The organism is Micromonospora sp. PLK6-60, from assembly GCF_019890675.1.
Taxonomy (GTDB): domain Bacteria; phylum Actinomycetota; class Actinomycetes; order Mycobacteriales; family Micromonosporaceae; genus Micromonospora.
The window spans coordinates 327,857-343,060 of sequence record NZ_JAIOAA010000002.1 but is presented as its reverse complement, the minus strand read 5'-3'; the positions used below and the strand labels follow the sequence as shown (position 1 = coordinate 343,060).

Annotated in this window: 15 protein-coding genes; 4 read left to right on the top strand and 11 right to left on the bottom strand. The window is 73.6% G+C overall.

Annotated features, from left to right (window positions below):
- Positions 1-35: 35 nt before the first annotated feature.
- Together K7640_RS04540 and K7640_RS04535 are read left to right on the top strand one after the other, a co-directional pair.
- On the top strand, positions 36-743 hold the full coding sequence (locus K7640_RS04540) for an amino acid ABC transporter permease (RefSeq protein WP_222953410.1): 708 nt from the start codon (positions 36-38) through the stop codon (positions 741-743).
- Complete coding sequence (locus tag K7640_RS04535) at positions 740-1,702, top strand: amino acid ABC transporter permease (RefSeq protein ID WP_222953409.1); 963 nt, start codon at positions 740-742, stop codon at positions 1,700-1,702. The genes K7640_RS04540 and K7640_RS04535 overlap by 4 nt, the downstream gene beginning before the upstream one ends.
- Before the next feature lie 70 nt (positions 1,703-1,772).
- Here K7640_RS04535 and rny read toward each other — a convergent pair whose 3' ends face one another.
- From rny to K7640_RS04480, 11 genes are all read right to left on the bottom strand, one after another.
- Positions 1,773-3,539: a ribonuclease Y gene (gene rny / locus K7640_RS04530; RefSeq protein WP_222953408.1), complete on the bottom strand. Its 1,767-nt coding sequence runs from the start codon at positions 3,537-3,539 to the stop codon at positions 1,773-1,775.
- 797 nt (positions 3,540-4,336) lie between these two features.
- Positions 4,337-5,038, bottom strand: coding sequence for a 3-keto-5-aminohexanoate cleavage protein (locus K7640_RS04525; RefSeq protein ID WP_222953407.1), 702 nt, complete (start codon positions 5,036-5,038; stop codon positions 4,337-4,339).
- Between the two features lie 47 nt (positions 5,039-5,085).
- A complete protein-coding gene (locus K7640_RS04520) occupies positions 5,086-5,793 on the bottom strand; it encodes a regulatory protein RecX (RefSeq protein ID WP_222953406.1) in 708 nt (235 codons plus the stop codon).
- Positions 5,794-5,798: 5 nt separating this feature from the next.
- The gene (gene recA, locus K7640_RS04515) at positions 5,799-6,848 is read right to left on the bottom strand and encodes a recombinase RecA (RefSeq protein WP_222953405.1); all 1,050 of its coding nucleotides are present in this window, start codon (positions 6,846-6,848) and stop codon (positions 5,799-5,801) included.
- Positions 6,849-7,033: 185 nt separating this feature from the next.
- Positions 7,034-7,234 (bottom strand): DUF3046 domain-containing protein, encoded by a 201-nt coding sequence (locus K7640_RS04510; RefSeq protein WP_222953404.1) that lies wholly within the window; start codon positions 7,232-7,234, stop codon positions 7,034-7,036.
- Positions 7,235-7,238: 4 nt separating this feature from the next.
- Complete coding sequence (locus K7640_RS04505; protein ID WP_222953403.1) at positions 7,239-8,546, bottom strand: MFS transporter; 1,308 nt, start codon at positions 8,544-8,546, stop codon at positions 7,239-7,241.
- A gap of 106 nt (positions 8,547-8,652) precedes the next feature.
- The gene (locus K7640_RS04500) at positions 8,653-9,795 is read right to left on the bottom strand and encodes an acyl-CoA dehydrogenase family protein (RefSeq protein ID WP_222953402.1); all 1,143 of its coding nucleotides are present in this window, start codon (positions 9,793-9,795) and stop codon (positions 8,653-8,655) included.
- Positions 9,796-9,815: 20 nt separating this feature from the next.
- Complete coding sequence (locus K7640_RS04495) at positions 9,816-10,394, bottom strand: hypothetical protein (RefSeq protein WP_222953401.1); 579 nt, start codon at positions 10,392-10,394, stop codon at positions 9,816-9,818.
- A 14-nt stretch (positions 10,395-10,408) separates the two neighbouring features.
- Positions 10,409-10,900, bottom strand: coding sequence for a hypothetical protein (locus K7640_RS04490; RefSeq protein ID WP_222953400.1), 492 nt, complete (start codon positions 10,898-10,900; stop codon positions 10,409-10,411).
- Between the two features lie 154 nt (positions 10,901-11,054).
- Positions 11,055-11,756, bottom strand: a complete 702-nt coding sequence (locus tag K7640_RS04485) for a UdgX family uracil-DNA binding protein (protein WP_222953399.1) — start codon at positions 11,754-11,756, stop codon at positions 11,055-11,057.
- 149 nt (positions 11,757-11,905) lie between these two features.
- Positions 11,906-13,243, bottom strand: coding sequence for an aminotransferase class I/II-fold pyridoxal phosphate-dependent enzyme (locus tag K7640_RS04480; protein ID WP_222953398.1), 1,338 nt, complete (start codon positions 13,241-13,243; stop codon positions 11,906-11,908).
- A 38-nt stretch (positions 13,244-13,281) separates the two neighbouring features.
- Here K7640_RS04480 and K7640_RS04475 point away from each other — a divergent pair, with 38 nt between their 5' ends.
- Positions 13,282-14,529 (top strand): bifunctional pyridoxamine 5'-phosphate oxidase family protein/GNAT family N-acetyltransferase, encoded by a 1,248-nt coding sequence (locus K7640_RS04475; protein ID WP_222953397.1) that lies wholly within the window; start codon positions 13,282-13,284, stop codon positions 14,527-14,529.
- Positions 14,526-15,194 carry a leucine efflux protein LeuE gene (gene leuE, locus K7640_RS04470; RefSeq protein WP_222953396.1) on the top strand — a complete coding sequence of 223 codons (669 nt, stop codon included), beginning with the start codon at positions 14,526-14,528 and terminating at the stop codon, positions 15,192-15,194. Before K7640_RS04475 ends, leuE begins: the two co-directional genes overlap by 4 nt.
- Positions 15,195-15,204 lie beyond the last annotated feature (10 nt).

Sequence of the window (15,204 nt, the reverse complement as noted above, 5' to 3'; positions counted from 1 at the left end):
CCGCTGATCTGGAGGGTGGGGAGGACAACCGACCCGTGAACGTGCTCATCGACAAGTTCGACGTCTTTGCGGGTGGATTCTGGCTCACCCTCCAGATCTGCGTGCTCGCCGCGATCGGCGCCCTGCTCCTGGGCGCCGTCGTGGCGGTGCTGCGCATCTCGCCGGTGCCGCCGCTGCGCGCCGTCGGCACCGCCTACGTCAACATCTTCCGGAACATGCCGCTGACGGTGGTGCTGTTCTTCGCCGCGTTCGGCCTGCCGGCGCTCGGCTCGAACGCGGACTTCCTGCGCATCCCCGGGCTGGACGCGATCTTCAGCCGGCTCGGCACCGACCTGCCGTACTTCCGCTTCGGCCTGATCGCCCTGGTGCTCTACACCGCGGCGTTCGTCTGCGAGGCGCTGCGCTCCGGCGTGAACGCGGTGCCCGCCGGGCAGGCCGAGGCCGCGCGCTCGCTCGGGCTGACCTTCGGGCAGAACCTGCGCCACGTCGTACTGCCGCAGTCCTGGAAGGCCTCGGTCGTGCCACTCGGTTCGGTGATCATCGCGATGATCAAGAACTCCGCGCTGGTCGGCTTCTTCGGGGTGGTCGGCGACCTCGCCCAGACCGCCGACCAGCTCACGTCGGCCGGGGGCTACGCGTTCATCCCGGTCGCCATCGGTATCTCCGTCGGGTATCTGATCATGACCGTGCCGCTCGGCGCCCTGCTGGACCGGCTGGAGAAGCGACAGGCGGTGGCCCGGTGAGCCAGCAGAACACCGTCCTCTACGACGTACCGGGTCCGCGCCAGCGCCGGATCACCCTGATCAGCAGCATCGTCGCCACGGTGGTGCTGCTCGTCGGGGCGTACTTCCTGATCTACCGGCCGCTGGAGGAGAAGGGCCAGTTCTCGATGGAGCTGTGGGGGCCGCTGGTCGACCCCTCCAACGAGAGCTTCTCGCAGGTCTGGGACCGGCTCGGCCTCGGCCTGAAGAACACCCTCACCGCGGCGGCGCTGGCCATCGTCTCGTCGCTGGTGGTGGGCACCCTGCTCGCCGTGCTGCGGATCCAGCTCAAGAGCCTCGCCCGGCGGCGGTTCACCGGGCTGGCCACGCCGCTGTCGTACCTGCTGCGCGGCCTGAGCACGGTGCTGTCGGCGGTCACCCGGGTCTGCGTCGAGGTGTTCCGGGGGCTGCCCGTCGTCATCACCATCTTCTTCGTGGCTCGCGGCTTCCCGGAGTTCGGCGTCACCTTCGACACGCTCTGGTACCTGGTCATCGGCCTCACCATCTACAACTCCGTGGTGATCGCCGAGATCCTCCGCTCCGGCATGGAGGGGCTCCCCGGCGGCCAGGGCGAGGCCGCCGCCGCGATCGGGCTCTCCCCGCTGCAGTCCACCCGGATGATCCTGCTGCCGCAGGCGTTCCGGATCATGCTGCCGGCACTGATCAGCCAGCTCGTCGTGGTGCTCAAGGACACCTCGCTCGGCTTCATCATCAGCTACGAGGAGACCCTCAGCATCGGCAAGCAGATCATCGGCGTGCTGGACAACCCGATCCAGGTCTACGTGGTGATCGCCGCCATCTTCATCGCGGTCAACTACTCACTGTCGAAGCTGGCCCAGTACGTGCAGCACCGCCTCTCCCGGGGCCGCAAGTCCGCTCCTCGGACCGGTGCGGCCGACACCGAGCTGGGCACCGAGGCGGTCGCCGGCACGACCACCTGACGACAACCGTGTGTACCGCCGTCAGGGCCGGCCCAGGACTCACCTGGACCGGCCCTGAAGCGGTTGACCGTCAGCGGGCGATCTCGGTGACCCGGGACTCGCGGACCACCGTCACCCGGATCTGACCGGGGTAGGTCAGCTCCTCCTCGATCTGCTTCGCCACGTCCCGGGCCAGCACCGCCGCGCCGATGTCGTCGACGTCGTCCGGCTTGACCATCACCCGGATCTCCCGGCCCGCCTGCATGGCGAAGACCTTCTCCACGCCCAGCTTGCCGGCCGCGATCTCCTCGATCCGCTCCAGCCGCTTGACGTACGCCTCCAGGCTCTCCCGCCGCGCGCCCGGCCGCCCGCCGGAGCAGGCGTCGGAGGCCTGGGTGAGCACCGCCTCGATGGTCTGTGGCGGCACCTCGTTGTGGTGCGCCTCGATGGCGTGCACCACGTCCTCGCTCTCGCCGTACTTGCGGGCCAGGTCGGCGCCGATGATGGCGTGGCTGCCCTCCACCTCGTGGGTGAGCGCCTTGCCGATGTCGTGCAGGAACGCGCAGCGCTTGATGGTCGGCACGTCCAGCCGCAGCTCCGCGGCCATGATGCCGGCGATGTGCGCGGTCTCCACCAGGTGCTTGAGCACGTTCTGCCCGTACGAGGTGCGGTAGCGCAGCCGGCCGAGCAGGTCGACCAGCTCCGGGTGGATCTCGGTGATGCCGACCTCGACCAGCGCGTCCTCGGCGGCCCGGTGGCAGAGCTCCTCCACCTCCTGCCGGGCCAGGTCGTGCACCTCCTCGATCCGGTGCGGGTGGATCCGCCCGTCGAGGACCAGCTTCTCCAGGGTGAGCCGGCCGACCTCCCGGCGTACCGGGTCGAAGCAGGAGAGCAGGACGGCCTCGGGGGTGTCGTCGATGATCAGGTTGACTCCGGTGACCGACTCGAAGGCGCGGATGTTGCGGCCCTCCCGGCCGATGATCCGCCCCTTCATCTCGTCGCCGGGCAGGTGCAGCACGCTGACCACGCTCTCCGCGGTCTGCTCGCTGGCCACCCGCTGGATGGCGTCCACCACGATGTGCCGGGCGCGCTGCTCCGCGGTGCCCCGGGCGTCGGACTCGATGTCCCGCACCAGCAGCGCGGCCTCCCGCTTGGCCTGCGTCTCGATCGCCTCGATCAGCTCGGCCCGGGCCGTGTCGGCGGTCAGCCCCGCCACCCGCTCCAGCTCCCGGCGGCGCTGCTCCTCGGCCTCGGTCAGCGCCTGCTCCCGTTCCGCCAGCGCCGACTCCCGGGCGGCGAGGGCGGCGCTGGCGGCGGTGAGCTGCCGCTCCCGCTCGGCGAGCCGCTCCACCTCCTCGGTGTGCAGCCGTTCCCGCTCGTCCATCCGGGCGGCCCGCCGCTCCACCTCGGCGGCCTGCTCCCGGGTGGTCGCGGCCAGCACGGCCACTTCGCGTTCCCCGCTGCGCCGGGCGGCGGTGCGCAACTGCTCGGCGTCCAGCTCGGCCTGCTTGTGCGCCCGCTCCAGGATGGTGTCCGCCTCGGCGCGGGCGTCGTCGAGCACCCGACGGGCCTCGGCCCGGGCCGACTTGGCCTCGGCCTTGGCGGCGGCCGCCTCCGTCCGGGCCGCCGCCGCGGCCGACTTCGCCACGTCGATGGTGCTGTTCACCTCGTCGGCGGCGCTGCGCAGCGCGGCGAGGGACTGCTCCTGCCGGTCCTTCTCGGCGATGTAGGCGGGATCCTCCGGCCGTGGCGCCACGCTGATCCGGCGCAGGGTGCGCACCCCGACCAGCACCGCGCCGACCACCACGACCGCCAGGATCACCACGACCGCCAGGATCAGCACGTCGAAGGCGTTCATGCCGGGACTCCCGGTCGCGGCGGGGAGAGCCGCCGGCGCGGATCCGCCCGCCAACCGATGCGTGTGCCTCGTGGGGGACCACCGGTGATTCTGTGCCGACCCGCCATGGCCGCCTCCCCTGAACGTCGGGGCCGCAGCGACCGTGCCGATGGCACGTACCCTGCGGCTGTGAACGCCCGACCGAGCGCGGCTGGCCGTGGGTAGGTCTCCACCAGCGACGCCCGCACGGACGCCACCGGTGGCCGGATGCAGTTATCCGTCAGCGCCGGACCGGCCAGTCCAGAGCTGTCGCCGCCGGCCGGCAGCACCGCCGGCCGAAAGTGATGCTGTTCTGTTACGCGATCTATGTTGTGCGCTTAGCCTGCGCTGGTCGGGCAAAGTGAGCCTTTAAGGCGAGGCTAGGTCTCCGAGTGCCGTTCGGTCAAGAACTCATGATCAAACCCCCCGAACGGAGAGAGTTTGTCTCATCACGCACCGCTCATATTGGGCCGGACAACGCCGGACAATCCCCACGCCCGTCCCGCCGCACGACAGCAACCGTCCACCCGACCCGACCCACCGCCGCCCTCGACGCCGGCCGCACGACTTCCCCATTACCCGCATCCGGCCCCATCCCCGGCCGGCACCACGCCGGACACCCCCATCCCGGCCCGCCCGCGCCCCAGATACTCGCGACGTGCCGCATCCCGGCCCATCCTCGCCGCCGGACACCGCGCTACGCCGTATCCCGGCCCATCGCCGCCACCGGACAGCCCCAACGGACCGCATGGCGGTCCGTCCGTAGGGGGCGGGGTCGGTCAGCGGGCGCCGAGGGCAATCGCCGCGGCCACCAGCGCGGCGTTGTCCGCGGCCGGTGAGCCGTCCGGCAGCCGCACGGTGTCCTCCAGGCCGATCCGGGTGGGCAGACCACGGCGGACCGCCTCGGCGAGCACCGACCAGACCGCGTCGCCCTCGGCGTGCAGCAGCACCGGCACGTCCCCCGGTACCAGGTCCAGCAGCACCGCCGCGTCGGCCAGCGCCCGGTCGGGCTCCTGCGCCATGCACTCCACCAGGATCCGGACGACCGGCACCCGCCACCGCCGGAACGCCGCCACCGCCGGTGGCGTCCAGAGCCCGGCCTCCACCGCGACGCCGCGCGCGTGCAGCGCCTCGGCGACCGCGTCGGCGCCCTCCTCGTGCGCGTTGACCGACGCGAAGTCGGGCAACACCGTCCAGTCGCGTACGGCGGCGACCCGGGCCGCCGGATCCGGCTCGATCCAGGCGCCGGTGCTCACCCCCACCGGCAGGCCGGGGTGAGCCGCCCGGATCGCGGTCACCGCCGCGGCGATCACGTCCGGGGCGAGGGACTCGACGCCGGCGGTGTCCCGCGGGTGGACGTGCACCGCCGCCGCGCCGGACGCGGCGCACCGGGCGGCGTCGGCCGCCAACTCGGCCGGAGTGACCGGGACGGCGGGATGCTCGTCGCGGGACCGGCTCCCGTTCAGACACGCCTTCAACATCGGACCATCTTCGCCCCCGCCGTCGCACCCCACCCACCGGCCGGGAATCAGTCGAGGCCGCGGGCGTCCCGGTCGAGTTCGCCCTCCGCCTCGGCGAGGGCGTCGGCGTCGATGTGCTCGGCGAACTCGGCCGCCTCGGCGCTCTGCGCGGCCAGCGCGTCCTTCACCGCCCGGATGGCCACCCCCGGCGGATAGCCCTTGCGCGCCAGCATCCCGACCAGCCGGCGGAAGACAGCGTCGGGCTCCCCTCGGGCCGACCGCAGCTTCCGCTCGACCAGTGCGCGGGCCGTCTCCGCCTCGGTCTCCTCGTCGAGCTCGCCGAGGGCCTCGGTGGCCACCTCGCCGTCCACGCCGCGCTGGCGCAGCTCGTTGGCGAGCGCCCGCCGGGCCAGCCCCCGGCCGGCGTGCCGGGTGGAGATCCACGCCCGGGCGAAGGCGGCGTCGTCGATGATGCCGACCTCGTCGTACCGGTCGAGAACCTGGCCGGCCACCTCCTCGGAGATGCCCCGCCGGGCGAGCGCGCCGGCCAGCTCCGCCCGGGTACGCGGCCGCACCGCCAGCTGGCGGAGGCAGATCTCGCGCGCCACCTCGGCCTCGTCGCGCGGCGGGGCCGGCGCCTCGCCGCCCAGCCGGGCCGCTGCCTCCGGCTCGGTGCCGTCGGCACGGCCACGGCGCGCCCGGCGCGGTCTGGCGTCACCCGCACGAGGCGGGCTGGCATCCCAGCCCCGCCCCGCACGGGCGCGTCGTCCTGCCACGCGGATCAGAAGTCGACCGGCGGCAGCTCCGGGCCACCGGCTGCGTCACCGGCACCACCCATGCCGACGCCGAGCTTCTCCAGGATCTTCTTCTCGATCTCGGCCGCGACGTCCGGGTTCTCCCGGAGGAACTCGCGGGCCTTCTCCTTGCCCTGGCCGAGCTGGTCGCCGTCGTAGGTGTACCAGGCGCCGGACTTGCGGATGATCGCCTGCTCGACACCGACGTCGATCAGCGAACCCTCACGGGAGATGCCCTTGCCGTACATGATGTCGAACTCGGCCTGCTTGAACGGCGCGGCGACCTTGTTCTTCACGACCTTGACCCGGGTGCGGTTACCGACGACGTCGGTGCCGTCCTTGAGGCTCTCGATGCGGCGCACGTCGAGCCGGACCGAGGCGTAGAACTTCAGCGCCCGACCACCGGTGGTCGTCTCGGGGCTGCCGAACATCACGCCGATCTTCTCGCGGAGCTGGTTGATGAAGATCGCCGTGGTGCCGGTGTTGTTGAGCACACCAGTGATCTTCCGCAGCGCCTGGCTCATCAGCCGGGCCTGGAGGCCCACGTGGCTGTCGCCCATCTCGCCCTCGATCTCGGCGCGCGGCACCAGGGCGGCGACCGAGTCGATGACGATGATGTCGATCGCGCCGGAGCGGACCAGCATGTCCGCGATCTCCAGCGCCTGCTCACCGGTGTCCGGCTGGGAGACCAGCAGGGCGTCGGTGTCGACGCCGAGGGCCTTCGCGTATTCCGGGTCGAGCGCGTGCTCGGCGTCGATGAACGCGGCGATGCCGCCGGCCCGCTGGGCGTTGGCCACCGCGTGCAGGGCGACCGTGGTCTTACCGCTGGACTCCGGACCGTAGACCTCGACGACCCGGCCGCGGGGCAGACCACCCACGCCGAGCGCCACATCGAGCGCGATGGAACCGGTCGGGATGACCGCCGTCTGGACGACGGGCCGCTCCCCCAGCCGCATCACCGAACCCTTGCCGAACTGCTTGTCGATCTGAGCGAGAGCAAGGTCTAGCGCCTTCTCCCGGTCAGGCCCTGCCGCCATCGTTGCCACCCCTGCCTTCGCCGGCGTCTTTCCTGAGCTTCGCGTCACGTGGGACACGCTAGGCGCTGGGTCCGACAGAAAACCAGCCGACGGGCCGCGAGCTGTGGACGAGCACCCCGCTGTGGACAATAGCCGAACACCTGTACGAGCGGGCAAGCGACACGCGGGATCGACGAAAAGGCTGCTCAGCGTAGCCGCGCGGGCACCCGGTCGGGGTAGGCGGCGACCACCGCCCGCCACACCACGTGCGTCTCCTCACCCGCCGCGAGGGCCTGCTCGACGGTCCGCCCGCCGAGCTGGGGCAGCACCTGATCGCTGGCGATGCTGGCCGCGTAGCCCGGCCCGAACGCCTCCTCCAGGCGGGCCCAGAAGTCGGTCAGCCGCACGTGATCACTCCTCCTCGACGGGCACCCGCTCGGGCACCCGACGCAACGCTAGCGCCACCAGCGGCACGGTCGCGATCGCGGCCAGCAGGGTCAGCGTCGGATAACCCGCCGCCCGCATGACGAACCCGCTGGCCGCCGCCGCACTGGCCCCGGCCAACCCCATGATCAGGTCGGACAGCCCCTGCACGCTCGGCCGCACCCCGGGCGGCACCGACTCGGAGAGCAGGGTGGAGCCGGCCACCATGGTGCCCGACCAGCCCAGACCGAGCAGGGTCAGCCCGACCGAGAGCTCCGGGGTGTGGTGCCCGGCGGTGCCGGCCACCGCGCAGGCGACCAGCAGCACCGCCACCCCGCCGAGGATCACCGCCCGCCGGCCGAAGCGGTCGGTCAGCCAGCCCACCACCGGGGAGAACGCGTACATGCCGGCGATGTGCAGGCTGAGCACCAGGCCGACCACCCGCAGCACGTCGGCGTCGTCGTGGAACTCGCCGAGGCGTACCGGGGTCATCGCCATCACGGCGACCATCACCACGTGGCCGACGGCCAGCGCGGCGACGCCGAGGCGGGCCGCCGGGCGGGCGCGTACCATCCGCCAGGCCGCGGCCATGCCCGTGCCGTGCGGGTGCTCGTCGCGCGCCGCGGCGCCGTCGGCGGCCGGCGCGGCCGCCGCCAGCCGGCGCGCGGTGACCAGCGGGTCCGGCCGCATCAGTATCAGCAGTACGATCGAGGTCAGCGCGAACGCGGCCGAACTGAACGCGAACGGGCCGGCCAGCGGGGGCAGGCCCCAACTGCGGGTGAGCTGTTCGGCGACGCCGGCGAGGTTCGGCGCCGCGACCGCGCCGATGGTGGTGGCCCAGACGATGATCGAGAGCTGCCGTCCCCGACGGGCCGGCTCGGCCAGGTCCACCGCGGCGTACCGGGCCTGGAGGTTGGCCGCGGTGCCGCCACCGAAGAACAGCATGCCGACGAAGAGCAGCGGCACCTGGCGGGTCGCCGTCGCGACCACCACCAGCACGCCACCGACCGCCCCGACCAGGTACGCCACGATCAGCCCGGGCCGCCGGCCGCGACTGGTCATGATGCGGGTGACCGGTACGGCGAGCAGCGCCGCGCCCACCACCGCGGCGCTCTGCGCCACCCCGGCCAGCGCCGTGCCGGCGACCCGGGCGGCGAGCAGGCCACCGACCGCGACCCCGATGGTGACCCCGACCCCGGCGACGATCTGGGTGCTGAAGAGCAGCCGCATCGTCCGGCGCTGGATCGGCGCCACCTGGGTCGGGGTGGGCTTCGGGGCGGTCAGGTCGGTGGTCATCGGCGCTCCGGGGTGGGGGTCGGTGGGCTGGCTCATCCTTGCCCAACCGTCCCGCCGACGGCTTGGTTTCTGCCGACGGCCGAGCGGCTTTTGCCCCGCCCTGCGTTCAGAGGCCGAGGCCGCGGCCGATGATCTCCTTCATGATCTCAGTGGTGCCGCCGTAGATGGTCTGCACCCGGCTGTCCAGCCAGGCCTTCGCCACCGGGTACTCCAGCATGAAGCCGTAGCCGCCGTGCAGCTGCACGCACCGGTCGGCCACCTTGTTCTGGAGTTCGGTGGTCCACCACTTGGCCTTCGCCGCGTCGGTCACCGACAGCCGGCCGGCGTTGTACTCGGCGACGCAGTGGTTGACGAAGGTCCGCGCGATGGTCAGCTCGGTGTCCAGCTCGGCGAGGAGAAACCGGTTGTGCTGGAACTTCCCGATCGGCCGGCCGAACGCCTGCCGGGAGCGGGCGTACTCCAGGGTGAGCGCGAGCAGCTTCTCGCCGGCCGCCACCGCGGCGACGGCGATGCTCAGCCGCTCCCGGGGCAGGTTGGCCATCAGGTGGTAGAAGCCGTGGTTCTCGGTGCCGATCAGGTTCTCCGCCGGGATCCGGCAGTCGTCGAAGAAGAGCTCGGCGGTGTCGTTGGCCTTCAGGCCGACCTTGGCCAGCCGCCGGCCCCGGCTGAAGCCGGGGGTGCCGGTCTCCACCACGACCAGGCTCACCCCGTGCGCGCCCTGGTCCGGGGCGGTCCGCACGACCACCACCACCAGATCGGCCAGCTCGCCGTTGGTGATGAACGTCTTCTGCCCGTTGAGCACGTACGTGTCGCCGTCGCGCACCGCGGAGGTGCGGACGCCGGCCAGGTCGCTGCCGGCCCCCGGCTCGCTCATCGCGATCGCGGTGACCAGGTCGCCGGAGCAGAAGCCGGGCAGCCAACGCTTGCGCTGCTCGTCGCTGGTCAGCTCGGTCAGGTAGGGCGCCACCACGTCGTTGTGCAGCCCGAAGCCCAGCCCCGAGCAGCCCGCCGCGATGATCTCCTCGTCCAGCACCGCGTTGAACCGGAAGTCCCGCTGACCCCCTCCGCCGAGTTCGGTGTCGACGTCCATGCCGAGCAGCCCGGCCGCGCCCGCCTTGCGCCACACCTCCCGGTCGACGATCCCGTCGGCCTCCCAGCGCGCGTGGTGCGGCACGGCCTCCCGGGCCAGGAACTCCCGGCACAGGTCGCGGAACTCCTCGTGGACGGGCTGGTAGAGATGCTGCTCCATGCGGGCCAGTCTGGCACCGCTCAACCCCGCTGCCCAGGGGCCGCCGCAGCGTTCGTCTCGGCGCCGGGGGCCGTCACCGCGGGGCGCCCCGCCAGCCGGCGGACCCGGGTGAGGGTCAGCGCGGCGGTGGCGGCGGCGAGCCCGGCGACCACCCCGAAGACCATCGGCCACCAACCGCCCACGGCGGGCAGGGTGAGCACGGCGAAGAGGCTCAGCCCGACGCAGTACGCCAGGATCAGCGCCAGCCCCAGCAGGGTGCCCCGCCGCTGCCGCCGAAGGAATGCCGGCAGTTCGGCGCGGGCACCGGCGCCGGCCGGCGGCTCCCCGTCGCGCAGGGCCCGGCGCAGGGCCGTCCCGTCCTGGTCCCGGGACTGGTGATGCCCCTCGGTGAGCCGCCGGGAGAGCCACATCGCCGGCCCGAGCCAGGCCAGGTTGAAGGCCGCCCCGACCAACGCCTGGTCGAGTGGCTCGGCGCGGTCGAAGAGCCACCGCATCGGCAGCGCCACCAGCACGGTCATCGGCGCCCAGAGGGCACCGAAGAGCAGCAGGACCGGCGACCGGTCTAGTGCGCGGGCGCGGCGGGCACGGGCGTCGGACATGGCATCGCTCCCGGTTAGTTGGTGTCGAGGTCGGCCCGGGTCCGGCGGACCCGGGTCAGCGTGCGGGCGGCCACGGCGACGACGCCGACGAGGCAGAGTCCGAAGAGGACGGCCGAGCCGGGCCGGTCGACCTCGACGGCGGCCCCGGTGAGCGCCGCGAAGAGGGGCACCCCCGCCGCCAGGCCGAGCCGGGCGCCGCGCCGCAACTCGGGCAGGTGTCCGGCCAGCAGCCGGCGCTCACCCTCGTCGGAGGGTGCCGTGCCGCGCCGGAGCGCCGCCCCCGCCCGCAACCACGACTCGTCCCGGGGCTCGGTCGGCCGGAAGGTCGCGAGCAGCCGCGCGGCCACCGCCGAGCCGACCGCCCACAGCCCGGCCCGGGCTGCGGTCAGCGCCCAGGACGCGGCCGGGTCCTCGTACCAGCGGACGGGATACCAGAGCAGGGCGCCGAGCCAGGCGAGGACCACGAACGGGCCGGGCGCGCCCAGCCGTACCCGTGGAAGCCACACCCGGCAGCCTTACCCCCACCGCCCCCGCCCCACTCCTGTGTGGAGGGTTGCGCCAGCAAGATCGTGCTCGTTCCTGGAAGTAGTGCGCTCCGCGCGGGCGGATGGCCACTGTTTCCCGGTTCGAGCGTGATCTTCGCGGTCCCGCGCGGCGGGGTCAGCCGGCGAGGGCGCGGGCGGCGACCTTCAGGTCCGCGACCAGCCCGTCGTACGCCACGTCCTGGTTGTCGGCGCGCAGCACGGCGGACGGGTGGATGGTGGCCAGCAGCCGGGCCGGCGGGGCGTCGGCCACCTTGCCGGTGTCGTCCACCGGCACCCGGGCGAAATCCTCCGGGCGCTGCGCGGCGGCGGGCCACGGCATCAGCTCGCCGCGCTGCTTGGTCACCCGGAAGCTCGGGCCGAGCAGCGCCTTGGCGGCGGTCGCGCCGAGCACCACCACCAGGTCGGGGCGGAGCCGGGCGAACTCGGCGACCAGCCAGGGCCGGCAGGCGGTGATGTGCACCCGGTCCGGGGTCTGGTGGATGCGCCGCTTGCCCCGCAACTCGAACCGGAAGTGCTTGACGGCGTTGGTCAGATAGATGTGGCCGGGGTCGATGCCCGCGTCGTCGACGGCCCGGCGCAGCACCCGACCGGCCGGCCCGACGAACGGCAGGCCCTTCTGGTCCTCCAGGTCGCCGGGCTGCTCGCCGACGAAGACCACCCGGGCGCTCTCGTCGCCCCGACCGAAGACCGTCTGCGACGCGTCCCGGTACAGCTCGCAGCCCCGGCAGCCGGTCGCGGCGGCGCGCAACTGGTCGATGGTGTCGGCCTGCGGCGGGATGAACTGCTGAGCGCCGGGCGCGATCTCTATCTCGGCCATGCCGCCCGTTCTACCCGCTCCACCGCGCCCTACGCGACCCGCCACGCACCCCTCCGCCACGCGGGCCTCGACAACTTCGGGGAAGTTGCTGCCTCAGGTCGGTGGGAGGCAGCAACTTCCCCGAAGTTGCGCACAGGGGCCGGGGCGGGTCAGGCGGTGAAGATGTTTGGCGGGGTGGGGCGTACGGCGCGGGCCACGGCGTCGGCCAGCGGGAGGAGGTCGGCGTCGTCGAGCGAGCTGACGGTGATCCGGATGGCGGGTGGGGCGCCGAGCCGGAACAGCGCGCCGGGGGCCACCGCCCAGCCCGCGTCGCGCAGCGCGGTGACCGCCGCGGTCTCGTCGGGCACCGGGAGCCAGACGTTGATGCCGGACCGGCCGTGGCCGGTCAGCCCCCGGGCGGCGAGGGCGGTGAGCAGGCCGGTGCGCCGCCGCTCGTAGCTCTCCCCCGCCCGGTGCACCAGCGCCGTGGTGGCCGGGTCGCGCCACAGCGCCAGCACCAGGCGTTGCAGCACGCCGGAGACCCAGCCGGCGCCGACCCGGGCCCGGCCGGCCACCCGGGCCACGGTGGCCTCGTCGCCGGTCAGCACGGCCAGCCGCAGGTCGGGGCCGTAGGGCTTGCTCACCGACCGGACGAAGGCCCAGGTCGGGGTCGCGCCGGCGAGCGGGTGCAGCGGGATGTCCGCCAGCTCGGCGGCGTGGTCGTCCTCGATCAGCAGCAGGTCGGGCCGGCCGGCGAGCAGGGCGCGCAGCGCGCCGGCCCGGTCGGCGCCGACCGCGGCGCCGGTCGGGTTCTGGGCGCGGCTGGTGACGATCAGTGCCCGCGCCCCGAGAAAGAGGGCGTCGCGCACCCCGGTCTCGGTGGGCCCCTCCGCGTCGACCGGCACGCCGATCGGTCGCAGCCCGAGCGCGGCGACGAGGTCGAGCAGGTTGGCCCAGCCCGGGTCCTCCACCGCGACCGCGTCGCCGGGGCGCAGGTGGGCGGCGAGCAGGCGCTCGATGCCGTCCAAAGCGCCGCCGGTCACGGTGAGCTCACCGGCCGGTACGCCGTCGGCGGCGAGCCGGTCCCGGGCCGCCTCGGCGAGCGCCGGGTGCACGGCGGTGGTGGCGTACCCGGTGGGTGGGCCGACCTCGGCGGCGAGCGCGGCCAGGTGCGGGCCCAGCGGTGGCAGCAGCCGCGGGTCGGGCTCACCGAGGGCGAGGTCGCGGATGCCCGGCGCGGGCGGCGGGTGCAGCGCGGAGCGGGCGGCGACCGGCGGGCGGGGACGGACCCGGGTGCCGTGCCGCCCGGCGGTGGCGACCAGGCCACGCCGGCGCAGGTCCTGGTACGCCTTGGCGACGGTGGCCGGGCTGACCCCGAGCTCGACGGCGAGGGTGCGGACCGCGGGCAGCGCGGCGCCCGGCGGCAGGGCCCCGCCGCGGATGCCGCTTTCCACACTGGCCGAAATCGCGGCGGACGACGAACCGGTGATCTGATAATGTGCTACCACAGTTCGGTTATTGTACTAGAACAAAGGTGGGATGTCACATGTACCCGCGTACCGAACGGACCACCGCCACCCGCACCCGGGACCGGATGAGCTATGACCGGGACACCGCGCACGCCCTGCTCGACGAGGCGTACCACTGCGCGCTGGGGTTCGTCGTGGACGGTGCGCCGCGGGTGCTGCCCACCCTGCACGTCCGCGTCGACGACACCCTCTACCTGCACGGCTCCACCGGCAGCCGGCCGCTGCTGGCCGCCCGGGGCGGGGCCGGGCTGCCGGTCTGCGTGACGGTGACCCACCTCGACGGCCTGGTCTTCGCCCGTTCCCAGTTCCACCACAGCGCCAACTACCGATCGGTGGTCGCGCACGGCACCGCCCGGCTGGTCACCGACGAGGCCGAGCGGGCCCGGGTGCTGACCGCGCTGGTGGACAAGGTGGCGACCGGGCGCAGCGCGGACAGCCGGCCGCCGAACCGGCGCGAGCTGGCCGAGACCGCCGTGCTGGCGCTGCCGCTGCGCGACGTGTCGGTCCGGGTGCGCGCGGGCGGGGTCAGCGAGGAGGCGGCCGACCTGGCGCTGCCGTACTGGGCGGGGGTGGTGCCGCTGCGGGTGACCGCCGGGCCGCCCGAGCCGGACGCCGGGGTGGTCGCGCCGGTGCCGGCGTACCTGCGGCCGGCGGGCTCGCCGTGGCGGGAGCCGGTGGTGCTGCGCGGCGACCACGTGGTGCTGGAGCCGCTGGCGGAGGCGCACGCCGAAGAGCTGTACGCCGCGCTGGACGACGAGGAGGTCTGGCGGTATGTGGGCGGCGTGCGCCCCCGGTCGGTGGCCGGGATGGCCGACAACATCCGGTCCGCCCTGACGGCCCACCACCGCGACGCGCGGGTGCCCTGGGTGCAGCGCTGCGCGGTGACGGGGGCGGTGGTGGGCACCACCTCGTACTACCAACCCGACGCGGACCTGCGCACGGTGGAGATCGGGTTCACCCAGCTGGGCCGGCCGTGGTGGCGCAGCGGGATCAACACCGAGGCGAAGCTGTTGCTGCTCACCCGCGCCTTCGAGGAGTTGGGCGCGGTCCGGGTGACCTGGCAGACGAACGTGGACAACGCGCGGTCCCGGCAGGCGATCGAGCGGCTGGGCGCCACCCGGGAGGGCACGCTGCGGGCCAACCGGCGGCGGGCCGACGGCACCTGGCGGGACTCCGCGCTCTACTCGATGCTCGCCCAGGAGTGGCCAGAAGCACAGGTCAGACTGCGGGAAAGGCTTCGTCCGGCGGCACCGGTGGGGCGATGATGTCCGGCGTGCTGGGCATCACCGACATCTGGACGTACGTGCTCGGGACGGTGGCGATCGTGCTGCTGCCCGGGCCGAATTCACTCTTCGTGCTCTCCACCGCCGCCCGCCGCGGGGTGGGGGCCGGCTACCGGGCCGCGGGCGGGGTGTTCGTCGGCGACTCGGTGCTGATGATCCTCTCCGCCGCCGGGGTGGCGTCGCTGCTCAAGGCGTACCCGCCGCTCTTCCTGGTGATCAAGTACGCCGGCGCGGCGTACCTCGGGTATGTCGGCCTGATGATGCTGCGCGGCGCGTGGCGGCGCTGGCGCGACCGCAACGACCCGACCACGCCGCGGCTGATCGATGCCGCGGACCCGGCGGCGACGCGCGACCCGTTCCGGCGGGCGCTGGTGGTCAGCCTGCTCAACCCCAAGGCGATCCTCTTCTTCATCTCCTTCTTCATCCAGTTCGTCGACCCGGGGTACGCCTGGCCGGCGCTGTCGTTCCTGCTGCTCGGGCTGATCGCCCAGGTGACCAGCGCGCTCTACCTGACCGCGCTGATCTTCACCGGCACCTTCCTGGCCGCCCAGTTCCGGCAGCGCCGCCGGCTGGCGGCCGGCGCCACCACCGGCGTCGCCGCGCTCTTCCTGGGCTTCAGCATCAAGCTGGCCACCGCCTCGCTCTGACACCTCGGCT